Origin of the sequence: Streptomyces sclerotialus, assembly GCF_040907265.1 — a bacterium.
Classification (GTDB): domain Bacteria; phylum Actinomycetota; class Actinomycetes; order Streptomycetales; family Streptomycetaceae; genus Streptomyces; species Streptomyces sclerotialus.
The window spans coordinates 3,563,709-3,587,452 of sequence record NZ_JBFOHP010000002.1 but is presented as its reverse complement, the minus strand read 5'-3'; the positions used below and the strand labels follow the sequence as shown (position 1 = coordinate 3,587,452).

Annotated in this window: 15 protein-coding genes and 1 tRNA gene; 6 read left to right on the top strand and 10 right to left on the bottom strand. The window is 72.5% G+C overall.

The window, feature by feature from the left end:
* The first annotated feature begins 218 nt into the window (after positions 1-218).
* Positions 219-2,906 carry a phosphoenolpyruvate carboxylase gene (gene ppc, locus AAC944_RS15795; RefSeq protein ID WP_051871942.1) on the top strand — a complete coding sequence of 896 codons (2,688 nt, stop codon included), beginning with the start codon at positions 219-221 and terminating at the stop codon, positions 2,904-2,906.
* A gap of 65 nt (positions 2,907-2,971) precedes the next feature.
* Here the strand turns inward: ppc and AAC944_RS15790 are convergent, their stop codons facing one another.
* From AAC944_RS15790 to AAC944_RS15760, 7 genes are all read right to left on the bottom strand, one after another.
* Entirely contained in the window at positions 2,972-3,493 is a 522-nt protein-coding gene (locus AAC944_RS15790) for a hypothetical protein (RefSeq protein WP_030617380.1), read from the bottom strand.
* An 81-nt stretch (positions 3,494-3,574) separates the two neighbouring features.
* Positions 3,575-4,168, bottom strand: a complete 594-nt coding sequence (pth, locus tag AAC944_RS15785) for an aminoacyl-tRNA hydrolase (protein ID WP_030617383.1) — start codon at positions 4,166-4,168, stop codon at positions 3,575-3,577.
* A 117-nt stretch (positions 4,169-4,285) separates the two neighbouring features.
* The gene (locus AAC944_RS15780; RefSeq protein WP_030617386.1) at positions 4,286-4,879 is read right to left on the bottom strand and encodes a 50S ribosomal protein L25/general stress protein Ctc; all 594 of its coding nucleotides are present in this window, start codon (positions 4,877-4,879) and stop codon (positions 4,286-4,288) included.
* 193 nt (positions 4,880-5,072) lie between these two features.
* Positions 5,073-6,047: a ribose-phosphate diphosphokinase gene (locus AAC944_RS15775; protein ID WP_030617389.1), complete on the bottom strand. Its 975-nt coding sequence runs from the start codon at positions 6,045-6,047 to the stop codon at positions 5,073-5,075.
* Positions 6,048-6,153: 106 nt separating this feature from the next.
* Positions 6,154-7,635 carry a bifunctional UDP-N-acetylglucosamine diphosphorylase/glucosamine-1-phosphate N-acetyltransferase GlmU gene (glmU, locus tag AAC944_RS15770; RefSeq protein ID WP_030617390.1) on the bottom strand — a complete coding sequence of 494 codons (1,482 nt, stop codon included), beginning with the start codon at positions 7,633-7,635 and terminating at the stop codon, positions 6,154-6,156.
* Positions 7,636-7,754: 119 nt separating this feature from the next.
* A tRNA-Gln gene (locus AAC944_RS15765) sits at positions 7,755-7,825 on the bottom strand.
* A 6-nt stretch (positions 7,826-7,831) separates the two neighbouring features.
* Positions 7,832-8,695: a hypothetical protein gene (locus tag AAC944_RS15760; protein ID WP_030617393.1), complete on the bottom strand. Its 864-nt coding sequence runs from the start codon at positions 8,693-8,695 to the stop codon at positions 7,832-7,834.
* A gap of 156 nt (positions 8,696-8,851) precedes the next feature.
* On the opposite strand from AAC944_RS15760, the gene AAC944_RS15755 reads away from it, so the two are divergent.
* Positions 8,852-10,294, top strand: coding sequence for a sensor histidine kinase (locus tag AAC944_RS15755; RefSeq protein WP_037772504.1), 1,443 nt, complete (start codon positions 8,852-8,854; stop codon positions 10,292-10,294).
* A gap of 76 nt (positions 10,295-10,370) precedes the next feature.
* Here the strand turns inward: AAC944_RS15755 and AAC944_RS15750 are convergent, their stop codons facing one another.
* Both AAC944_RS15750 and AAC944_RS15745 read right to left on the bottom strand, forming a co-directional pair.
* Entirely contained in the window at positions 10,371-10,907 is a 537-nt protein-coding gene (locus tag AAC944_RS15750) for an SUKH-3 domain-containing protein (RefSeq protein ID WP_030617398.1), read from the bottom strand.
* 8 nt (positions 10,908-10,915) lie between these two features.
* Positions 10,916-11,479, bottom strand: coding sequence for a YwqJ-related putative deaminase (locus AAC944_RS15745; RefSeq protein WP_030617400.1), 564 nt, complete (start codon positions 11,477-11,479; stop codon positions 10,916-10,918).
* A 272-nt stretch (positions 11,480-11,751) separates the two neighbouring features.
* Here AAC944_RS15745 and AAC944_RS15740 point away from each other — a divergent pair, with 272 nt between their 5' ends.
* The 3 genes from AAC944_RS15740 (at position 11,752) to AAC944_RS15730 (ending at position 16,727) form a co-directional block, all read left to right on the top strand.
* Positions 11,752-12,762 carry an SMI1/KNR4 family protein gene (locus AAC944_RS15740; protein WP_078888664.1) on the top strand — a complete coding sequence of 337 codons (1,011 nt, stop codon included), beginning with the start codon at positions 11,752-11,754 and terminating at the stop codon, positions 12,760-12,762.
* A 6-nt stretch (positions 12,763-12,768) separates the two neighbouring features.
* Entirely contained in the window at positions 12,769-15,582 is a 2,814-nt protein-coding gene (locus tag AAC944_RS15735; protein WP_030617403.1) for an SUKH-4 family immunity protein, read from the top strand.
* 110 nt (positions 15,583-15,692) lie between these two features.
* Positions 15,693-16,727 carry an LCP family protein gene (locus AAC944_RS15730; protein ID WP_438272805.1) on the top strand — a complete coding sequence of 345 codons (1,035 nt, stop codon included), beginning with the start codon at positions 15,693-15,695 and terminating at the stop codon, positions 16,725-16,727.
* A gap of 1,391 nt (positions 16,728-18,118) precedes the next feature.
* Here AAC944_RS15730 and AAC944_RS15725 read toward each other — a convergent pair.
* Complete coding sequence (locus AAC944_RS15725) at positions 18,119-19,852, bottom strand: MFS transporter (protein WP_368397202.1); 1,734 nt, start codon at positions 19,850-19,852, stop codon at positions 18,119-18,121.
* A 342-nt stretch (positions 19,853-20,194) separates the two neighbouring features.
* On the opposite strand from AAC944_RS15725, the gene mfd reads away from it, so the two are divergent.
* Positions 20,195-23,731: a transcription-repair coupling factor gene (gene mfd, locus AAC944_RS15720; RefSeq protein ID WP_030617413.1), complete on the top strand. Its 3,537-nt coding sequence runs from the start codon at positions 20,195-20,197 to the stop codon at positions 23,729-23,731.
* Positions 23,732-23,744 lie beyond the last annotated feature (13 nt).

Below are 23,744 nucleotides of genomic sequence, written 5' to 3'. Positions count from 1 at the left end.
GTGTGACCCCCCGAAAAGCGGAGATCTATTCTTGAGGCGTCGGACAGCGCGGTCCGCAACCCGCCACAAGGGAGTGTCCACGCGACACCCACCAGCCCAGACGTGCTCAATCACTGCAAGGAGCCGCACCTGTGAGCAGTGCCGACATCTCTCCCGACGCCGCCCAGCGGACCCCGAACCCCGAGGCCCCCGACACGGCAGAAGCCGGCAACGGGGCCCTGCGCGCCGACATCCGCCGCCTCGGCGACCTGCTCGGCGAGACCCTCGTACGGCAGGAGGGCCCCGAGCTTCTCGATCTGGTGGAACGCGTACGCGCATTGACGCGTACCGACGGGGAGGCCGCCGCCGATCTCCTCGGCGACACCGACCTGATCACCGCCACCAAGCTCGTGCGGGCCTTCTCCACGTATTTCCACCTCGCGAACGTCACCGAGCAGGTGCACCGCGGCCGCGAGCTGCGCGCCAAGCGTGCCGCCGAGGGCGGCATCCTCGCCCGCACCGCCGACATGCTCAAGGACGCCGACCCCGAGCACCTCCGCGAGACCGCGGCCCACCTCGCCGTACGCCCCGTCTTCACGGCCCACCCCACCGAGGCCGCCCGGCGCTCCGTCCTCACCAAGCTCCGCAAGGTCGCCGAGCTGCTGGAGACCACCGACGCCGGCGACCGGCGCCGCGCCGACCTCCGCCTCGCCGAGAACATCGACCTGATCTGGCAGACCGACGAGCTGCGCGTGGCGCGCCCGGAGCCCACCGACGAGGCCCGCAACGCCATCTACTACCTCGACGAGCTGGGCCGCGGCGCCGTCGGCGACGTTCTTGAGGACCTCGCCGCCGAGCTGGAGCGGGCCGGCGTCCAGCTCCCCGCCGGCACCCGCCCGCTCACCTTCGGCACCTGGATCGGCGGCGACCGCGACGGCAACCCCAACGTCACCCCGCAGGTGACCTGGGACGTCCTGATCCTCCAGCACGAGCACGGCATCACCGACGCGCTGGAGCACATCGACGAGCTGCGCGGCGCCCTGTCGAACTCCATCCGCAACTGCGGCGCCACCGACGAGCTGCTCGCCTCCCTCCAGCAGGACCTGGACCTCCTCCCCGAGATCAGCCCCCGCTACAAGCGGCTGAACTCCGAGGAGCCCTACCGTCTGAAGGCCACCTGCATCCGCCAGAAGCTGGTCAACACCCGCGAGCGCCTGGCCACCGACACCCCGCACGTCCCGGGCCGCGACTACCTCGGCACCCGCGAGCTGATCGACGACCTCACCCTGCTGCAGACCTCGCTGCGCGAGCACCGCGGCGGCCTGGTCGCCGACGGCCGCCTGGAGCGCACGATCCGTACGATCGCCGCGTTCGGCCTCCAGCTGGCCACCATGGACGTCCGCGAGCACGCCGACGCCCACCACCACGCCCTCGGCCAGCTCTTCGACCGGCTCGGCGAGGAGTCCTGGCGCTACGTCGACATGCCGCGCGACTACCGCCGCAAGCTCCTGGCCAAGGAACTGCGCTCGCGCCGCCCGCTGGCCCCCAGCCCCGCCCCGCTGGACGAGGCCGGCGCCAAGACCCTCGGCGTCTTCGAGACGATCCGCAAGGCCAAGGACACCTTCGGCCCCGAGGTCATCGAGTCCTACATCATCTCCATGTGCGCCGGCTCCGACGACGTCTTCGCCGCCGCGGTCCTCGCCCGCGAAGCCGGCCTCATCGACCTGCACGCCGGCTGGGCGAAGGTCGGCATCGTGCCGCTCCTGGAGACCACGGACGAGCTGAAGATCGCCGACAAGCTCCTGGACGAGATGCTGTCCGACCCGTCGTACCGGCGCCTGGTCGCGCTCCGCGACGACGTCCAGGAAGTGATGCTCGGCTACTCCGACTCCTCCAAGTTCGGCGGCATCACCACCTCCCAGTGGGAGATCCACCGCGCCCAGCGCCTGCTGCGCGACGTCGCCCACCGGCACGGCGTACGGCTGCGCCTCTTCCACGGCCGCGGCGGCACCGTCGGCCGCGGCGGCGGCCCCTCCCACGACGCGATCCTCGCCCAGCCCTACGGCACCCTCGAAGGCGAGATCAAGGTCACCGAGCAGGGCGAGGTCATCTCCGACAAGTACCTCGTGCCGTCCCTGGCCCGCGAGAACCTGGAACTGACCGTCGCGGCCACCCTCCAGGCATCGGCCCTGCACACCGCGCCGCGCCAGTCCGACGAGGCGCTGGCCCGCTGGGACGCCACGATGGAGACCGTCTCCGACGCCGCGCACGGCGCCTACCGCCGCCTGGTCGAGGACCCGGACCTCCCGGCGTACTTCCTCGCGTCGACCCCGGTCGATCAGCTCGCCGAACTCCACCTCGGCTCCCGGCCCTCCCGCCGCCCCGGCTCGGGCGTCTCGCTCGACGGCCTCCGCGCCATCCCGTGGGTCTTCGGCTGGACCCAGTCCCGGCAGATCGTCCCCGGCTGGTTCGGCGTGGGCACCGGCCTGAAGGCCGCCCGCGAGGCCGGCTCGGAAGCCGTGCTCGACGAGATGCACGAGCACTGGCACTTCTTCCGCAACTTCCTGTCCAACGTCGAGATGACGCTGGCCAAGACCGACCTGCGGATCGCTCAGCACTACGTCGACACCCTCGTGCCCGACGAGCTCAAGCACGTCTTCGACGTGATCAAGGCCGAGCACGAGCTGACGGTCCAGGAAGTCCTCCGGGTCACCAAGGAGGACGAGCTGCTGGAATCCAACCCGGTCCTCCAGCAGACCTTCCGCATCCGCGACGCCTACCTGGACCCGATCTCCTACCTCCAGGTCTCCCTCCTCGCCCGCCAGCGGGAAGCCGCCGAGCGCGGCGAGGAAGCCGACCCCGTCCTGGGCCGCGCCCTGCTCCTCACCGTGAACGGTGTGGCAGCGGGCCTGCGCAACACGGGCTGACCCGACGACAGCGGCGGCCGGTCACGGGAACGTGACCGGCCGCCGCTGCGTTCGCGGAGCGGGGCTCACAGCGTGAAGAACGCCGCCACCAGCAGTGCGGCCCCCGCCAGACCGACGGCCCACGCCGTCCGCCGCATCCGCAGGCCGCCCGCCACCACCAGCGAGGCCAGCAGCAGCGCACCGCCGAGCGGCGCCCAGGCGTACAGCATGCCGCCGGGACCCGTACGCACCGCACGGTCCGTACCCGGCTCCACCGTGACCTCGACCCGTTGGCCCTTCTCCGGCGCCGCCGCCTCCGCGAGCACGACCTTCGCCCGCCGCTTCCCGTCCCCGCCCGTCGGTACGTAGGGACCCCAGCAGCTGTCGTCGTCGCACGACGCGACCGTCATCGTGCCGCGCTCCTTCGCCTGCACGAGCATCGCGTACTGCGCGTCGCCCCATGACGTCCACGCGCCGGCCACCAGCAGCAGCAGCGCGAGCAGCGCCATCAGCGCGTTCTTCAGCACGAGCAGCACCCCGAAGGCGCTCTCGCCCGCCCGCCGGGTGCGGCTGCGCTTCTTGGTCCCTGTCGTAGCTGTCCTGGACATGGCGGCGATCCTTGGCCATGCGCGTACGCCTGGTCAACTCGATCAGGACGCTTCGTCAGGCGTCGTCCCGCGCTGTCCCGCTCAGGAGTTGTAGGCGGATTGCGCCCGTTCCAGCCCCTCTGTGACCAGGGCTTCCACCGCGTCCGCCGCCCGGTCAACGAAGTAGTCCAGCTCCTTGCGCTCCGCCGACGAGAAGTCCTTCAGCACGAAGTCCGCGACCTGCATCCGGCCCGGCGGCCGGCCGATGCCGAACCGCACGCGGTGGTAGTCCGCGCCCATCGACTTCGTCATCGACTTCAGGCCGTTGTGCCCGTTGTCCCCGCCGCCCAGCTTCAGCCGCAGCACTCCGTAGTCGATGTCCAGCTCGTCATGGACGGCCACGATCTGCTCCACCGGGACCTTGTAGAAGTCCCGCAGCGCCGTCACCGGACCGCCCGACAGGTTCATGTACGACGACGGCTTCGCCACCACGACCCGGCGGCTCGCCGGCCCCGGCGGACCGAACCGGCCCTCGACCACCTGCGCCCGCGCCTTGTGCGCCTTGAACCGGCCACCCATCCGCTCCGCCAGCAGATCGGCCACCATGAACCCCACGTTGTGGCGGTTGCCGGCGTACTCGGGACCGGGATTCCCCAGCCCGACCACCAGCCACGGACTCGCCGCGCCCTCACTCACAGCAGTACTCCTGTACGTAAGAAAAACCGCCGCCCCGCTCGCAACGAACGGGACGGCGGCGGAAGAACCGGTGACGGTGACCGTCGGAGAGGGTGACCGTCAGAGGTGGTCCGAGGCTCAGGCCTCGGCGCCCTCCTCGCCCTCGCCCTCGCCCTCGGCGGGGGCCTCGGCCTGCGCGGCCACGACCTGCAGCACGACCGCGTCGTCCTCGACGCCCAGGGAGACACCGGCCGGCAGCTTGATGTCCTTGGCCAGCACCGACTGACCGGCGTCCAGGCCCGCGATGTCGGCGGTGACCGACTCGGGGATGTGGGTGGCCTCGGCCTCGACCGGCAGGGTGTTCAGCACGTGCTCGAGCAGGTTGCCGCCCGGGGCCAGCTCGCCCTCGGTGTGGATCGGCAGCTCGACGGAGACCTTCTCGCCCTGGCGGACCAGCAGCAGGTCGACGTGCTCGATGATGCCCAGGCGGATCGTGGCGCGCTGCACGGCCTTCGGGATCACCAGCTCGCGCTTGCCCTCGATGTCCAGGCTGATCAGGACGTTCGAGTTCTTCAGCGCCTGCAGGGTGTCGTGGTGCGGCAGGGCCACGTGACGCGGCTCGGAGCCGTGACCGTAAATGACGGCGGGAACCTTGTCCTCGCGACGCAGACGGCGGGCGCTGCCCTTGCCGAACTCGGTACGCAGCTCGGCGGAAATCTTCACCTCGGCCATGGTGCACTCCTCGTATGGAAAACGATCTGTTGGCCGTCACCCGGCCCACGACAGACCTGCTACGAAGAGCGCGTCGATAACGGAGCGCCGTACGTACGAGTACGGCCTCCCTCGCCGAGCAACTCCACGAGTCTACCCGGCGGGGAGGCCGCTCCCGAAATCGATCACCGGTCGCCCTGTGCGGCGACCCGGCTCACTGCTCCTCGAACAGGCTCGTCACCGAGCCGTCCTCGAAGACCTCCTGGATCGCCCGGGCGATCGTCGGCGCCATCGACAGCACCGTGATCTTGTCGAGCTCCAGCTCACCCGGCGTCGGCAGGGTGTTGGTGAACACGAACTCGCTCACCTTGGAGTTCTTCAGACGGTCGGCCGCCGGGCCGGACAGGATGCCGTGCGTGGCGGTGACGATGACGTCCGCGGCGCCGTTCGCGAACAGGGCGTCGGCCGCGGCGCAGATCGTGCCGCCGGTGTCCACCATGTCGTCGACGAGGACGCAGACGCGGTCCTGCACGTCACCCACGACCTCGTGGACGGTGACCTGGTTCGCCACGTCCTTGTCGCGCCGCTTGTGCACGATCGCGAGCGGCGCGTCGAGCCGGTCGCACCAGCGGTCCGCCACGCGCACGCGGCCGGCGTCGGGGGAGACGACCGTCAGCTTGTCGCGGTCCACCTTGGCGCCCACGTAGTCCGCCAGCACCGGCAGCGCGAACAGGTGGTCCACCGGGCCGTCGAAGAAGCCCTGGATCTGGTCGGTGTGCAGGTCCACCGTGACGATGCGGTCCGCGCCCGCCGTCTTCAGCAGGTCCGCCACCAGGCGGGCCGAGATGGGCTCACGGCCGCGGTGCTTCTTGTCCTGACGGGCGTAACCGTACGACGGGATGACCACCGTGATGCTCCGCGCCGAGGCGCGCTTCAGAGCATCGATCATGATCAGCTGTTCCATGATCCACTTATTGATGGGAGCCGTGTGGCTCTGCATCAAGAAGCAGTCCGCGCCACGCGCCGACTCCTGATAGCGGACGTAGATCTCACCGTTCGCGAAGTCGAACGCCTTCGTCGGGACCAGGCCGACTCCCAGCTGGTGAGCAACCTCCTCCGCCAGCTCGGGGTGGGCGCGGCCGGAGAAGAGCATCAGCTTCTTCTCGCCGGTCGTCTTGATCCCGGTCACAGCAAATCTCCTTGCCAAGCTGTCAAACATGAGGGCGCCGGGGGTGCGCCGTCCATGTTGCGTGCGCTTATCACGGTACGCCCCGCACGGCGCACCCGTTGCCCGGTCACTGCTCGTCCTTGCTCTCCTGACGAGCAGCCGAAGCGGCCTGCGCGGCGGCGCTCCCGGGTCGCTTGCGGGCGACCCAGCCCTCGATGTTCCGCTGCTGACCACGCGCGACAGCCAGCGAACCCGGGGGCACATCCTTGGTGATCACGGAGCCCGCCGCGGTGTACGCGCCGTCCCCGATCGTGACAGGAGCCACAAACATGTTGTCCGCCCCCGTCTTGCAGTGCGAACCCACCGTCGTCTGATGCTTCGCCTCGCCGTCGTAGTTCACGAACACGCTCGCCGCACCGATGTTGGTGTACTCGCCAATGGTCGCATCCCCGACATACGACAGATGCGGCACCTTCGTGCCCGCACCGATCTTCGCGTTCTTCATCTCCACGTACGTGCCGGCCTTCGCCTTCGGCCCCAGCTCCGTACCCGGCCGCAGATACACGTACGGGCCCACGCTCGCCCCCGGGCCGATCCGCACGCCGTCCGCCACGGTGAACGACGCGACCGCGCCCTCGCCGACCGTCGTGTCCGTCAGCCGCGAATGCGGGCCCACCTCGGCGAACGACGCCACGTGCGTCGCGCCCAGCAGCTGGGTGTTCGGCTGCACCACCGCGTCCGCCTCGAACGTCACCGTCACGTCCACCCAGGTGGACGCCGGGTCCACGACCGTCACGCCGCTCAGCATGGCCGCTTCCAGCAGCCGGTCGTTCAGCAGCCGGCGCGCCTCCGCCAGCTGCACGCGGTTGTTGATCCCGAGGATCTCCCGGTGGTCGGCGGCGACCGCCGCGCCCACCCGGTGCCCGGCCTCCCGCACGATCCCCAGGACGTCGGTGAGGTACTCCTCACCCTGGCTGTTGTCCGTCCGCACCTTGCCCAGCGCGTCGATCAGCAGCTGCGCGTCGAACGCGAACACCCCGGAGTTGATCTCGCGGATGGCCCGCTGCGCGTCGCTCGCGTCCTTGTGCTCCACGATGGCGGTGACGGCCCCGGTGGCCTCGTCCCGCACGATCCGGCCGTACCCGGTCGCGTCCGGCACCTCGGCGGACAGCACGGTGACGGCGTTGCCGTCGGCGGCGTGCTTCTCGGCCAGCGCCTTCAGGGTCGCGCCCGTCAGCAGCGGCGTGTCGCCGCACACGACGACCACGGTGCCGGCCAGCTCCACGCCCGGCGCCGCGGCCTCGCCGGAGCCGCCGGAGGTCAGCTCCTCCAGGCCCATCCGGACGGCGTGGCCGGTGCCGTTCTGCTCGTGCTGCACCGCCGTACGGACGCCCGCGTCGATCTCGGAGAGGTGCGCGGTCACCTGTTCCCGGGCATGGCCCACGACCACCACGAGGTGCTCGGGGTCCAGCTCACGGGAGGCGGCGACGACATGGCCGACGAGGGAGCGGCCGCAGATCGCGTGCAGGACCTTCGGGGTCGCCGACTTCATGCGGGTGCCCTCACCCGCTGCGAGAACGACGACGGCTGCCGGGCGGTTGGCGCTCACGGGGATGCCCTTCGGCTTCTTGGCTACTTCGGGTGGTGGACACCCGAAGGATACCGGTGCGTATTGCAGCCGAAACTCGGACGGGTCCCGACCTCTCGGTCAGGACCCGAACTTTGAGGCTCCCGGGGGAGGACTCGAACCCCCATGATCAGAACCAAAATCTGACGTCTTGCCCTTAGACGACCCGGGATTGCCCTTATGTCCGTTTCCCCTCTCGGGGATCACGGACGCCCCCTACTATGCCGTACCACCAGCCTTCGATGCGACGGTACAGATCGGCTCCTTGGGCGACGCGGACCGTCAGGCAGCCGTGGTACTCGTCGCCGACGTTCTTGCGGACGGTCGTCGGGTTGTGTTTCTTCAGCGTCGTCTTGCTGAGGGCGCCGACGTCGATACCGGTCAGCTCGGCCCAGAAGCGCTCCGCGCCGGCCGTCTCGGCGGATTCGTGGATCGATACGCGGAACTCCAGCCGGTCCCGCTCCACGCCGAGCAGGTCGAGCCAGGCGAGGTAGACGCAAATCATCTGCGGATCGCTGTTGATGAAGGCGACGCGCTCCCGCCGGGCGTGCGGCTTGCTCTTGGATCCCTCGGACCAGTACAGCCCTACGCCGGCCAGGAACAGCTCGCGGTCGGTGAGCGTGCCGATCTCCGTGGCCGCCTCTCGCTTCGTCGCCTGACGCTCCTCCTCCCGTCGCTCGAGTGTCGCCTGCCAACCGCGTCTGGCGATCGCGGAAGCCTCCTCCGAGGTGCGTCGCCGCTCCGGCTTCGGCAGGTGCCGCACCCACAAGGAGGTCGAGCTCTTCGAGCAGCCCGGCTCCAGCTGGATCTGGTCGTACGTCATCCCCTGGGAGCGGAGCTCGCGGGCTCTGGCGCGGAGGTCGTCCTTCGCGTTCGGGCGTGTGGTCCACTCCGGGGCCGGGGCGCCCTCCAGGAGGCGGTTGAGGAGGTCGTTGTTGTGGACGTGGAGGCGGTCGCGGATCTGGCGGCGGCTGAGGCCCGCGCGGCGGAGGGCCACCGCCTCGTCGCGCAGGGACTCGAATCCCGTGTGGGTGTTTGTCACAGAGCAAAGCGTCGTGTCTGCGGTAGAAGGATGTGCTGAAAATGTGGGTGATTCGCCGGTTCGAGGGAAAGTCGCAGGTACTGGTCCGTAACGGGCGTGCTGCAGGGTGGCGGCCGTGGCCGGAAATCGGTGGCGGGCGCCCGTAGGGTGGGCGGTATGACCGCGACGGGGGTAATGGGCGCCGGAGGCGCCAGGGGTGCACCGGGCAGAGGGCCGTGGTGGTGGCAGAGCCGCCGCAGCGCCGCGCTGGACGTCTCCCTGGCCGTCGCCTCGACGGTGGAGTGCGTTCTCGAGGGGGTGCAGTTCGCACAGGAGTCCCGGCTGCCGGTGGCGGCGGGGATCGTGCTCGGACTGCTGGTCGGCCCGGTGCTGCTGGTGCGGCGCAGGTGGCCGATTGTCGTCGTACTGGTCGCGATCGCGGTGACCCCGGCCGAGCTGGGCGGACTGCTGACGGTCGTGGGGCTCTACACGCTGGCGGCGTCGGACGTGCCGCGGCGGTTCACGGTGCTGCTGGCGGGAATGTCCGTCGTCGGCACGCTGATCATCACGCTCCTGAAGATGCAGCAGGACGTGGCGTCGCAGGAGGACTTCGACCCGCCGTGGTGGTTCGTGCCGCTGGTCTCCGTGGCGCTGGGGCTGGTGCTGACCGCGCCGCCGGTGCTGCTGGGACTGTACGTGGGCGCGCGGCGGCGGCTGGTCGAGAGCCTGCGGGAGCGTGCGGACGGTCTGGAGCGGGAGCTCATGCTGCTCGCGGAGCGCGCGGAGGAGCGCGCGGAGTGGGCGCGCAACGAGGAGCGGACGCGGATCGCGCGGGAGATGCACGACGTCGTGGCGCACCGGGTCAGCCTGATGGTCGTGCACGCGGCGGCGCTCCAGGCGGTGGCGCTGAAGGACCCGGAGAAGGCGTCGCGCAACGCCGGGCTGGTCGGGGACATGGGCCGGCAGGCGCTGACGGAGCTGCGGGAGATGCTGGGGGTGTTGCGTACGGGCGAGGGCGCGGCGGCGTCGGCGCGGGTGTCGGACGAGCCGGAGCGGCTGGTCGCGGTGGCGTCGAAGGTGTCGCGGGGGCCGGCGGAGCCGGCGGCGCCGGAGTCCGCCACGGGGACCGGGAGCCGCGCGGCGGCCGGCGCTCCGGGTGCCGCACGGGCGCGGGCCGCGGCGGCGCGCGGGCCGTCCACTGTGCCGGAGAGCGAGGGGGAGGGACCGTCGCTGGCCGAGGTGGCGGCCCTGGTGGACCAGTCGCGGGCGGCGGGCACGGTGGTGGAGCTGTCGGTGCAGGGGGAGCCCGGGGCGTACGGGCCGGGGGTCGAGCAGACGGCGTTCCGTGTGGTCCAGGAGGCGCTGACGAACGTGCACAAGCATGCGCCGGGGGCGACGGTGCGGGTGCGGCTGGCGCACCGCGAGGGGGAGGTCGCGGTGCAGGTGGAGAACGGCCCGTCGGAGCGCGGCGCGGCGGACGCCGGCCTGCCGAGCGGGGGGAACGGCCTGGTGGGGATGCGTGAGCGGGTGACCGGCCTGGGCGGGGTGTTCGTCTCGGGGCCGACGGAGGCGGGCGGCTTCCGGGTCTCGGCGGTGCTCCCGGCCGGTCAGGACCGCTGACCGGTGGCGGTGTCCGTGGCAGTGGCGGGGCGGAGTGCTGTGCCGCCCCGCACGGTGCCGGCCGGTGCCCGGGTGCTCAGTCCGTTCCGCCGCCGACCGTGAGACGGGCCGGGCGGGTGCCGAGTACGAGGGTGGACAGGGCCTGGTCGATGTCGTGGCCGAGGTACCAGTCGCCGGTGTGGTCGAGGCTGTAGACGCGGCCCAGGGCATCGATGGCGAGGGTGGCCTGGCTGTCGGCCTCGCGGCCGAGGGGGGCGACCTGGGTGTCCAGGGCACGGCCGAGGTCGCCCAGGGTGCGGGCGAGGTGGATGCCGTACAGGGGGTCGATCTCGAAGGGCGTGGGGGCGATGTGCCGGCCGGGCCCCGGCGCGTTGATGCGCAGGCCGCCGAACTCGGCCCAGGCTTCGACGGCGAGGGGAAAGACGGTGTGCCGGTGGCCGCCGGGTGAGGTGTACTCGCGGAGCGCGTCGGCCCAGTGTTCGGCCTGCTTGATGTCCCAGCGGCCGGGCTGCCAGCCGGCTTCCTGGAGGGCGGCGTCGACGGCGACGGGGAAGCGCGTGGTGGCGCCGGCGGCACGGTCGTACGCGCGGGTGGCGGGCGTCGAGGGGGTCATGGCGCGGGTCAGCTCCCTGCCGAGGTGAAGCCGACGGGCATGACGCCGAAGAAGGCGAGGAGCGCGTCGCAGGAACGGCACGGCGCGGCGTAGTGGCCGTGCTGCGGGTCGCCGTCCTCGCGGATGTGACGGGCGGTGAGCTTGGAGTGCTTCAGGGAGCGGCGGGCCTCACCGTTGGTGAGCGGTTTCTTGGCCTGCCGTTTGGAGCGGTTGGTCTCGACGGCCGTCAGGTGCCGGGAGAGCAGGACGGCTTCGGGACAGCGCCCGGTGAAGCGCTCGCGCTGCGCGGTGCTGAGGGTGTCGAGGAAGTCCTGTACGAGCGGGTGGAGCGTGGGCGGCTGCTCGGATTTGCTGGCGGTGCAGGTCAGGGTCTCGCCGCGGACGGAGAGGGCGGCGGCGACGGTGGGGAGGATGCCGTCGCGGCGGTGCCGGAGTACGGGCGGCCCGTCGTGGTCGGCGGTGGCGCTCCAGCCGATCCTGGGGTCGCCGGCGGGGTGCGCCGCTTTCGGTGCGGTGCGCTGCGCGGCGGTCCGTCCGGTGGACCGCGCGGCGGACTGTGCGGTTGTGCTCATGGCGGTGCTTTCCCTCCCTGCATCCCCCCGTCTGCGGGGGTCAGCCTGCCAAACGCGCTGGGTGTTGCGGAAGTCGGGCTTGCAATGGGGGTGTCACCGGTCTGTGACAGTCGGCCGACCGGGGGTGCGGTGGCACGGGTGTACGAGCGTGCCGTGGACGGCCGCCGGGGGCCTTCCGGGCGCTCGCCGGGGGCGGACAGGGGCGGGGGCGGGGGTTGCCGGAGCGCTTAGGCTGTGCGGCAGTAGCCAGTTCCAGCCAGGGGGCAACCGCCATGACGACAGGTCCATTCAGTGGGCTGGGGGTACCTCCCAGCCGCCAGGCTGGGGGACGTGCCGCGCCACCGAACACGGCCTACGCCGGGCAGGTCGTGCATTTCCCGGACCCGGTCCGGGCAGCGCGTTTTCCCAGGGGCGTACGGGTGGACGGGAGCGGGTTCCCGGACTTCTCGCCGTACGCGCGGGCGGCGGCGGAGATCGCCGAGCCGCCGGAAGGTTTCGGTGTCGACGAGTTGCGGCTGACGGACTTCGTGTCGGCCAACGCCGCGCTGCACGCCGAGGGGCACGAGCTGTGGGAGGACGTGCCGTCGGTGGCGACGCCGCACGGCTGGACCTGGCACCACGTGGCGGGAACGCGGCGGGTGCAGCTGGTGCCGGTCGAGGTGAAGGCGCTGCTGCGGCACCACGGTGGACTGGCGACGGCCGCGGTGGACCACGAGAAGCGCGGCACGCGCCCGTTGCAGGAGGTGCGCCCCACGCACTTCGGGCTGCCGCACCGTGACGTGTCGGTCTCCGAGGACGCGGTCCTCCAGGCCGAGGAGGCGCTGGGGTACCGCCTGCCGGGTGCGTACCGCTCGTTCCTGAAGGCGGCGGGCGGCTGCGCCCCTGTAGGCGCCGCGCTCGACCCGGAGCTGGGGCTGCTGGTGGACCAGCCGTTCTTCACGGTGCGGGACGAGGCGGCCGTGAACGACCTCGTGTACGTGAACAAGTGCCTGCGGGACCACTTCACGAAGGACTATCTGGGCGTCGGGTTCGTCCAGGGCGGTGTGATCGCGGTGAAGGTGAAGGGGGACGCGGTCGGCTCGGTGTGGTTCTGCGCGTACGACGACGCGCGGGACCAGGACGGCTGGACGGTCCAGGAGCGGGTGGAACGGCTGCTGTTGCCGTGCGGCCGGGACTTCGACGAGTTCCTGGAGCGCCTCGCGGGCAATCCGCCGGAGCTGGAGACGGTGGCGAACCTGATGGTGGACGGTGGCTTCGCGCGCGCCGTTCCGGTGGAGGGGTGAGGCGCGATGGTGACGTTCGCGCAGGCGCAGGAGCGCGCGGAGCGCTGGGTCAACGGTGAGGTGCTGGCGTACCAGCAGCGTGAGGTGCGGGTACGCGAGTTCGACCTGGGCTTCGTGGCCTGGGCGGAGGACCGTGAGGGCGGCCCGGTCGTCGACGGCGGCCGGCAGCGGCTGGTGATCGCCCGGGACAGCGGCGAGACGACGCTGTGGCCCGGCCTGCCGGTGGGTGAGGTGATCCGCCGGTACGAGGAGGAGTACGGCTCCGTGCCGGACGCGGCACCGGCGCCCGAGGTGCCGCCGCAGCGGATCGATCTGGAGCAGACGTCCTTCCTGCTGACGCCCCCGGAGTGGCTGCAGGAGGCCGCCGACGCGATCGGCATCCCGGACCGGCGGACGGACCCGGAGCGGGAGCCGGAAGGGGCACAGCCCTCCGACGCGGAGCCTGCCGCTGCGCCGCCTGCCGCCGCTGAGGCTGCCGCTGAGCCACCTGCCGAGCCTGCCGCCCCGTCGGCTGCCGCTGAGCCCGCTGAGCCCGCTGAGCCCGCTGAGGCTGCCGCTGCGCCGCCGGCTGCCCCCGCGCCCCCTGCCCGGCCGTCTGCCGCGCCTGCCGTGCCGCCCGCCGCCGCGTCGGCGCCGCAACCGGTGGCGGAGGAGGAGCCGGTGGCGGAGGACGAGCCGGCGCCCGCGGAGGCCGGTGCGCCGTCCCCGGGTACCTCCGCCGCCTCCTCCTGGGAGGGCACGGACATCACCGCGGACGACGACGGGGACGACCGGTCCGTGGGGCTGCCCGCCACCGTGTTCGCGCCGCAGCTGGAGATCGAGGAGGACGCGGGTACGGGGCAGCCTTCGGTGCGCCCGGAGGCAAAGACCGAACTCCTGCCGGGCGGCAGCAACCTGCCGCCCACCGCGGTCGCGCCCGCCCTTGACGACCCCGGTGCCGCGGCTCCCGGACCCGCTCCCGCGTCCCCGCCCACGTTGTCGCACCTGCCGCCGCCGTCCGGCCCGCCCGTGACGCACCTGCCGCCGCCCCCGGGTGCCGCGGCCGCGCCCGGTACGAGTGCGCCGCCGCCCGCCGCTCCCGGTACGCCTCCGCCGCCTCCGGCACCGGCCACGCCCCCGCCACCGGGTGCCCCCGGAGCGGGCCGGCCGTCCGCCGCCGAGATCGCGGACGAGGCGGCCGACAAGGCCGAGGTCCGTCCGGCGGCACCCGCTACCCCGCCGCCCGCCGCCCCCGGTGGCCCGGCCGGCGGCTACGTACCGACGCAGATGGTGTCCCAGCTGGACCCGAGTGCGGGCGGGCCCTCGGGCGCCCCGGACGCGGCGGACAGCTCGCGGACGCCGCCGCCCGGTGCCCCCGCGGCTCCCGGTGCCCCTGGCGCTCCCAGCGCTCCCGGTGCTCCTGGCGCGCCCGGCGGCGGTGTGCACGCGGCCGCCACGATGCTGGCCGACGGCTCGTCGCTGCCCGGCAACACGGGCGCAGCCAAGACCGGTGGTGACGCGCCGCCGCCTCCCTCGCCGCCCGGTACGCCCGGCGCGGCCGGCCCCGGTACGCCTCCGCCGCCGCCCGCCGCCCCCGGTACGCCGCCTCCGGCCGTCCCCGCCGGGCCCGGCGCGCCCGGTGGTGGCGTGCACGCGGCCGCCACGATGCTGGCGGGCCCCGGTACGCCGCCGCCCGGCCCCGGTGTGCCGCCCGCCGGCCCCGGAGCGCCGCCCGCGGGCCCCGGTATGCCGCCGCCCGCGCCTCCCATGGGGCAGCAGCCCGGCGCACCCGGGTACGGCTATCCGCAGGCGCCGAGCGGTCAGCCGACCGTCGGCCCCGGCTACATGGCCGTGCTGCGCTACCGCGCGCCGGACGGCTCCGAGCAGCAGATCATCCGGCGCTCGGCGCCCGGTACGCCGCATCCGGAGTGGCAGATCCTGCACGAGCTGCGCGGCCTGAACGTGCCGCCGCAGCAGGTGCTGGAGCTCCACACCGAGCTGGAGTCCTGCGATCTGCCGGGCGGTTACTGCGCCCGGATGATCCGGGAGACCTGGCCGCAGGTGCGGATCAGCCACACCGCCGCGTACGGCCACGACCACGCCTCGCGGCAGCAGGGCGTACGTCATCTGGTCGAGCACCAGGGCGAGCTGCACCAGGTGGCGGACGGCCCGGCGCGCCCGGCCCCGGTACGCGTCCCGCTGCCGCACCCGTCGCAGGTCCAGCTCGCGCCGCCGGTCCCGCCGCAGGCGATCGGCCAGGAGCTGGAGCAGGCGTTCGGTCCGCAGGGCGTGTTCCGCTTCGACCAGCGCGCGGTCTCCCGGCAGGGCGTGCCCGACGTGGTGGCGCAGACCCTGGTGTGGGCGGGCGTGCCGGTCGATTTCGGCCCGTTCTTCTGGGGCCAGGCGCAGCCGGGCCGTCCGGTGCCGACGCTGGCCGAGCTGGCCCAGGAGCGGGGCGTGCAGCCGGCCCCGGACGCGGGCTCGTACCTGGTGATGGGTACGGACTTCGGCCGCCAGCTGTGCGTGCAGTACGGCACGGCGCACATCGTGGCGGTGCCCTTGGGTGGGGGTACCTCCCATGCCCTCAAGGCAAGGGGGGACGGTCCCGACGGGCAGGCGGCGGCGCCGCAGTTCGTGAACACCGGCCTGCCCGAGTTCGTCCGCTGCATGGCGATGCTGGGCCGGATGTGGCGGCTGCGGTACGGGCTGAACCCGGAGCAGGCGGGCCGCTGGACCACGGACTTCCAGGTGCAGCTGGCGTCGCTGGACCCGGCGGCGCTCGGCTCGCCGGAGACCTGGTGGTCGGTCCTGCTGGAGCAGATGTGGGACGGCCTGCTGTAGCCGGTACGCACCGGTCCCGCCGCCGGGGAGTGTCCCCCGAACGGCGGTGACGACGTGTCATACGTGGCGCTCGACCTGCGCGGCAGGGCGGGCGCCACGATCATGCCGGTATGGCCCCACCACCGCTGCCGCCGCCGAGTTCGTCGACGCCGTACCGCGGGGGGCGTGAGCGGCGGCGCCGCAGATGGTCGTGGCCACGGCGGATCGCGCTGCTGGTGACGGTGCTGGTGCTGCTGGCCCTGGCGCTGGCCGTCGCGCTGTTCTTCTGGGCGGGCGGACAGCTGCGCCAGATGGACGCGCTGAGCGGCTATTCGGGGCGGCCGTCCTCGGGCAAGGGCACGAACTGGCTGCTGGTCGGTTCCGACAGTCGGCGCGATCTGTCCCCTGGGCAGCAGCAGGAGCTGCACGTGGGCCATGACGCGGGGCGCAACACCGATACGGTGATGCTGCTGCACTACGGGGACAGCGGCCCGTATCTGGTGAGCCTGCCGCGGGACAGCTATGTCGAGGTGCCGGGGCACGGCAAGAACAAGATCAACGCGGCGTACGGGATCGGCGGCGCGAAGCTGCTCTCGCGCACCGTCGAACAGGCGACAGGCCTGCGCGTTGACCACTACGCCGAGGTCGACTTCCTCGGCCTGGTCCAGGTCGTGGACGCGCTCGGCGGGGTACGGCTGTGCCTGGACGCGCCGCTGAAGGACGAGAAGTCGGGCGCGGACTTCCCCGCGGGCTGCTCGCGGACGGACGGCGTACGGGCGCTGGCGTACGCACGGGCCCGTTACAGCGATCCCCGGGGCGATCTGGGACGCGTGCAGCGGCAGCGGGCACTGATCAGTGCGGTGGCCGGGAAGATGCTCGGCCCCGGGGTGCTGCTCAACCCGTTCCGGGTGGTGCCCGCGCTGGACGCGGCGCTGGCGGCGCTCCGGGTGGACAGCCGTACGGGCGTGGTGGACCTGACGCAGATGGGACTGTCGATGAAGCAGGTGGCGGACGGCTCGGGCAAGGCCACGACGGTGCCCGTGACCGGTTCCGGCGAGCAGGTCGCCGGGGCGGGTGACGTGCTCGTGTGGGACGAGAAGAGAGCGCGGCAGCTGTTCCGAGCCGTGCGCGCCGACGAGCCGATTCCGGCTTCTGGCGAAAAGTAACGCATCCTTGGGCAGGAATAGGTGCGGAGTGTCGCGTTATGGGTGCTTCGGACGGATCAACAAAGATGTGCGCCGGACCACGTCGCTGTCGGAGAGGGGCTTTGAGGGATGAGTGCATCGGTGTCGCCTCACGGGTTCGAGGTCGTACGAGGGCGTGGTTACCGTCCGGAGGACGTGGACCGCAGGGTCGAAGGGCTCTCCGTGGACCGCGACTCCTGCTGGGAGCGGGCGGCCCGGCTCACCGTGCTGGCCAACGAGATGACCGCGGAGCTGGAGCGGCTGCGCGAGTACCTCGCCCAGCTGCCGCCCCAGACGTACGAATCGCTGGGTGAGCAGGCCCGGCTGATCCTGACCACGGCGGAGTCCGAGGCGGAGCGGCTGCGTACCGAAGCGGCGGAGGCCGCCGAACACATGCAGCAGGAGGCGGCGGACTACGCGCAGGAGCAGGGTGACGCCGCCGACACCTACAGCCTGGAGCTGCGCCAGGACACCGAGGACGCCGTGGCGCGCGCCCTGGAGGCCGCGGAGGCCGAGGCCCGCACCACGGTGGCCGAGGCCGCCCAGGAGGCCGAGGACCTGCGCCGGCAGGCGGAGGAGTCGCTGCGCGAGATGCGGCGGCGCACCGCCGAGGTCCTGGAGGAGCAGGAGAACGACCAGGCCGGCAAGTGGGCGGCGGCCGAACAGGAGATGGCCGCACAGGAAGCGGACATGCAGCAGCGGATCGCCGCCCTGGAGGAGCGTGGCGAGGCGCGCATCGCGGAGGCGCAGCGCTACTACGCCAAGATGGAGGAGACCGCGCGCGACATCGACGAGGAGGCCGCCGCCCGTGGCGCCGACCTGATCGCGCAGGCCGAGGCAGAGGCCGCCCGCGTCGAACGTGCCACGGAGCGCGTGCTGCGCGAGCACGAGGAGCGCCGCGAGGAACTGCGCTCCCACATGGCCCATGTACGCAGCAGCCTGGCCACCCTGATGGGCAAGGACCCGGACGCGGTGGAGCAGGAACCGGCGGAACAGGAGCAGGCGGAGCAGGAGCGGGCCGACGCCGGCGGCACGGCGGACGCGCAGGATTCCGGCCACGTGTACGACGTGGCGGCGGACGGCGCCGAGGACGTGCGCGAGCACACCGAAGAGCTCCAGGAGGCCCCGTCCGAGGAGGCGCACGCGTACGAGGAAGCGCACGCGTCCGAGGAGCCGCGCACGTACGAAGAGGTGCCTTCGGGTGAAACGGCGCCTTCGGGCGGAGCGGCGGCTGCCTACGAGGACGAGACCCCCCGCCCCCGAAGGGACACCCGCCAGGCACGGCGTCGACCCGGACGAGGAGGACACGCTCGAAACCCGGCTGCCGGCCACGGAGAACTGAGCCGCCGCTCCCCGAGCCGGCGGCCGGGCTCTCAGCCCTTCTCGGCGGGCGCGCCCTCCGCCCCGTCCCGCAGGTCACCGTGGACGGGGAAGCGGCGGGGAGCGAAGAGCAGCGCGGCCAGGGCGAGCAGTCCGGCGACGGCGGCGCCGTAGTAGACGTGCTCGACGGTGACGTCGACGGCGCGGCGCAGGTGGTCGGCGACGCGCTCGGTGAGCGTGCCGGCGTGTTCCAGCGCCCTGGAGACGGCGTCCAGGCCGTCCGGCAGCCCGGCGCGGATGCCGGCGGGCGCGTCGGCCAGCTGCCCGGCCAAGGTGGCGTTGGCGACGGCTCCGAAGAGCGCGGCCCCGACGGACTGGCCGACCTGGCGGCAGAAGAGGATCGAGGCGGTGGCGGTCCCGCGTTCGGCGTATCCGACGGAGGACTGCACACCGATGATCAGCGGCAGCTGGAACAGTCCGAGCGCCGCTCCCAGCGCGAGCATCAGCAGGGCCGGCTGCCAGGCCGCACCGGGGTACGGCAGCTGCGGGAAGGCCAGCAGCACCAGCGTGGCCGCGCTCATGCCGAGCAGCGCGCAGGTGCGGATGCCGAAGCGGTTGTAGACGTGGCTGCTGAGCGCGGCCGCTATCGGCCAGCTCAGCGTCATGGTGGACAGCACGAAGCCGGCCGCGATCGGGCCGAGGCCCAGCACGGCCTGGGCGTACGTGGGCAGGAAGACCGTCGGGGCGACCATCAGCAGGCCGAGGGCGCCGAGCGCCAGGTTGACGGCGGAGATGGTGCGGCGGCGCCAGACCCAGCCCGGGATGATCGGTTCGGCGGCGCGGCGTTCGATCAGTACGGTGACGGCCGCGCACAGGGCGCTGCCGCCCAGCAGGAGCAGCGAGGGCGTGGAGAACCAGGGCCAGGCCACGCCGCCCTGGACGAGTGCGGTGAGCAGCAGCCCGCCGCAGACGAAGACGGCGAGCGCGCCCGGCCAGTCGATGACCGGCCGGCCCGTACGGGAGCGGTGCACGGCGTCCTCGACGTCTCTCTTGCCCTCGACGTCTCTCTTGCCCTCGACTCCCCTCCTGTCTTCGAAGCCCCTCTTGTCTTCGAAGAAGTGGCGCAGCACGAGCCAGAGGGCGAGCGCGCCGACCGGCAGGTTGACGAGGAAGATCCAGCGCCAGTCCGCGTACGCGGCGAGGAGGCCGCCGAGCGCGGGCCCGGCCACGGAGGAGGTGGCCCAGACGGTGGAGAGCCTGGCCTGGATGCGCGGCCGCTCCTTCATCGGGTACAGGTCGGCGGCGATGGTCTGCACGGTGCCCTGGAGCGCGCCGCCGCCGAGGCCCTGGAGGATGCGGAAGGCGATCAGCGAGGCCATGTTCCAGGCGCCCGCGCACAGCAGCGAGCCGACGACGAAGATCACGATGCCGGTGACGAGGACGGGCTTGCGGCCGAAGGTGTCGGAGAGCTTGCCGTACACGGGCAGGGTGACGGTGACGGCCAGCAGGTAGCCGGAGAAGAGCCAGGAGAAGACCGAGAAGCCGCCGAGGTCGCCGACGATCTGCGGGACGGCGGTGGCGATGATCGTGGAGTCCAGCGCGGCCAGCGCCATGCAGAGCATGAGGGCGGCGACCACGGGGCCGCGGCGGGTGGCCGCGGCAGCGGGCCCGCCCGGGGCGTCCGGGGCCGCCAGTGCCTCCGGCGCCTCCGGAACCGGCCCTTCCGGTGCCTCCGGCGCTGCTCCCGCCGCCCGCTCCGGGCCCGTACGCCCGCCGGTCCCGCTCACCGCGCCGCCTCCGCCGGTCCCGCCCACCGTGCCCCCTCCGCCGTATTCGTGTACCGGACACCATTCCATGCGGGCCCAGGTTGCGGAACGGGTCGTCTCGTGGAACGGGACAGCCGCGCACCGGAGCGGGCGAGGGCGGACCGGCGCGGGCCAGGGCGGACGGGTGCCGGAGGCCGGTACGGCCGGTGGCTGTCGGCGGTCGGGCGTACCCTGGGAAACCCCGGCCCGCTCACCGCGCACCGGCTGCCGGCGTCACGTACGCCCCGTGCGTCGCGCCCAGCCCGCGGTGAAGAAGCGGCCGGTGGTTCGCGTTGTCCGACTCCCTGGGACGGAAGCCTTTTCATGAGCCTGACAGGACTGCTCGACGCCGTCGTACGGGACCCGGCGCTGGCCGAAGCGGTGCAGGCCGCGACCGACGGGCACCGCCCCCACGTGGACCTGGTCGGCCCGCCGGCCGCCCGCCCCTTCGCCGTCGCGAGTCTGGCCCGGGACGCCCAGCGCCCGGTGCTGGCGGTCACCGCGACCGGCCGGGAGGCCGAGGACCTGGCGGCCGCGCTGCGCTCGCTGCTGCCCGCCGACAGCGTCGTGGAGTACCCGTCCTGGGAGACCCTGCCGCACGAACGCCTCTCGCCCCGCTCCGACACCGTCGGCCGCCGCCTCGCCGTGCTGCGCCGGCTCACCCATCCCAGCAAGGACGACCCCGCCGCCGGTCCCGTCTCCGTCGTCGTCGCGCCGGTGCGTTCCGTGCTCCAGCCGCAGGTCAAGGGCCTCGGCGAGCTGGAGCCCGTCGCCCTGCGCACGGGACAGACCGCGGACCTCGGTGACATCGTGGACGGCCTGGCGGCCGCCGCGTACGCCCGCGTCGAACTGGTCGAGAAGCGCGGCGAGTTCGCCGTGCGCGGCGGCATCCTGGACGTCTTCCCGCCCACCGAGGAGCACCCGCTGCGGGTCGAGTTCTGGGGCGACGACGTCGAGGAGATCCGGTACTTCAAGGTCGCCGACCAGCGCTCCCTGGAGATCGCCGAGCACGGCCTGTGGGCACCGCCCTGCCGCGAGCTGCTGCTCACCGATTCCGTCCGGGAGCGGGCGGCGGCGCTCGCCGAGAACCACCCCGAGCTGGGCGAACTCCTCGGAAAGATCGCCGAGGGCATCGCCGTCGAGGGCATGGAGTCCCTCGCCCCCGTCCTCGTGGACGACATGGAGCTGCTGCTCGACGTCCTCCCGGCCGGCTCCATGACCGTGGTCTGCGACCCCGAGCGGGTCCGCACCCGCGCCGCCGACCTGGTCGCCACCAGCCAGGAATTCCTCCAGGCCTCCTGGGCCGCCACCGCCGGCGGCGGCGAAGCCCCCATCGACGTGGGCGCGGCCTCCCTGTGGGGCATCGCCGACGTCCGGGACCACGCCCGCGAGCTGGGCATGATGTGGTGGTCGGTCTCCCAGTTCGCCGCCGACGAAGCGGGCGAGGACGACGGGGACACCCTCAAGCTCGGCATGCACGCGCCGGAGACGTACAGAGGCGACACCCAGCGCGCGCTCGCCGACACCAAGCAGTGGCTGGCCGACGGCTGGCGCACGGTGTACCTCACCGAGGGCCACGGCCCCGCGGCCCGTACGGTCGAGGTGCTCGGCGGCGAGGGCATCGCAGCCCGCCTGGACCCGGAGCTGACGGAGATCTCCCCGTCCGTCGTGCACGTCTCCTGCGGCTCGATCGACAACGGCTTCGTCGACCCGCAGCTCAAGCTGGCGGTGCTCACCGAGACCGACCTCTCGGGCCAGAAGGCCGCCGGCAAGGACGCCACGCGGATGCCGGCCCGCCGCCGCAAGACCATCGACCCGCTCACCCTCGAAGCGGGCGACTACATCGTCCACGAGCAGCACGGCGTGGGCCGGTACATCGAAATGGTGCAGCGCACGGTCCAGGGCGCCACCCGCGAGTACCTCCTCGTGGAGTACGCGCCCGCCAAGCGCGGCCAGCCCGGCGACCGTCTCTACATCCCCACCGACCAGCTGGAGCAGGTCACCAAGTACGTCGGCGGCGAGGCCCCGACGCTGCACCGCCTCGGCGGCGCCGACTGGACCAAGACCAAGGCGCGCGCGAAGAAGGCCGTCAAGGAGATCGCCGCCGACCTGATCAAGCTCTACTCGGCGCGGATGGCGGCGCCCGGCCACGCCTTCGGCCCGGACACCCCCTGGCAGCGCGAGCTGGAGGACGCGTTCCCGTACGCGGAGACGCCCGACCAGCTCACCACCATCGCCGAGGTCAAGGAGGACATGGAGAAGACGGTCCCGATGGACCGCCTGATCTGCGGTGACGTCGGCTACGGCAAGACCGAGATCGCGGTGCGCGCCGCCTTCAAGGCCGTCCAGGACGGCAAGCAGGTCGCCGTCCTCGTGCCGACCACGCTGCTCGTGCAGCAGCACTTCGGTACCTTCACCGAGCGCTACGGCCAGTTCCCCGTCAAGGTCCGCGCCCTCTCCCGCTTCCAGACGGAGACCGAGTCCAGGGCCACCCTCGAAGGCCTCCAGGACGGCTCGGTCGACATCGTCATCGGCACCCACCGCCTGTTCTCCTCCGAGACCAAGTTCAAGGACCTGGGCCTGGTCATCGTCGACGAGGAGCAGCGCTTCGGTGTCGAGCACAAGGAGCAGCTGAAGAAGCTGCGCGCCAACGTCGACGTGCTGACCATGTCCGCGACGCCGATTCCCCGGACGCTGGAGATGGCGGTGACGGGCATCCGCGAGATGTCCACCATCACCACCCCGCCCGAGGAGCGGCACCCGGTCCTCACCTTCGTCGGGCCGTACGAGGAGAAGCAGATCGGCGCCGCCATCCGCCGCGAACTGCTCCGCGAGGGCCAGGTCTTCTACATCCACAACCGTGTGGAGTCCATCGACCGCGCGGCCGCCCGGCTCCGCGAGATCGTCCCCGAGGCGCGCATCACCACCGCGCACGGCCAGATGTCGGAATCGGCCCTCGAACAGGTCGTGGTCGACTTCTGGGAGAAGAAGTCCGACGTGCTGGTCGCCACGACCATCGTGGAGTCCGGCATCGACATCTCCAACGCCAACACCCTGATCGTCGAGCGTGGCGACAACTTCGGCCTCTCCCAGCTCCATCAGCTGCGCGGCCGGGTCGGCCGGGGCCGCGAGCGCGGCTACGCCTACTTCCTCTACCCGCCCGAGAAGCCCCTGACGGAGACCGCGCACGAACGCCTGGCCACCATCGCCCAGCACACGGAGATGGGCGCCGGCATGTACGTCGCGATGAAGGACCTGGAGATCCGCGGCGCGGGCAACCTCCTCGGCGGCGAACAGTCGGGCCACATCGCGGGCGTCGGCTTCGACCTGTACGTCCGCATGGTCGGCGAGGCCGTGGCGGACTACCGCGCCTCCCTGGAGGGCGGCGCGGAGGAGGAGCCGCCGGCGGAGGTCAAGATCGAGCTGCCGGTCGACGCGCACGTCCCGCACGACTACGCGCCCGGCGAGCGCCTCCGTCTCCAGGCCTACCGCGCGATCGCCTCCGCCAGTACCGAGGAGGACATCGCCTCCGTACGCGAGGAGCTGACCGACCGTTACGGCAAGCTGCCGGAGCCGGTGGAGAACCTCCTGCTCGTCGCGGGCCTGCGCATGCTCGCCCGCTCCTGCGGCGTCACCGACATCACCCTGCAGGGCTCCAACATCCGCTTCGGCCCGGTAGAGCTGCGCGAGTCCCAGGAGCTGCGCCTGAAGCGGCTGTACCCGCGTACGGTCATCAAGCCGGCCACCCACCAGGTCCTGGTGCCCCGCCCGGCCACCGGCAAGATCGGCGGCAAGCCCCTGGTCGGCCGCGAACTGCTGGCGTGGGTCGGGGAGTTCCTGACGTCGATCCTGGGGTCGTAACGGGACGCGGCGG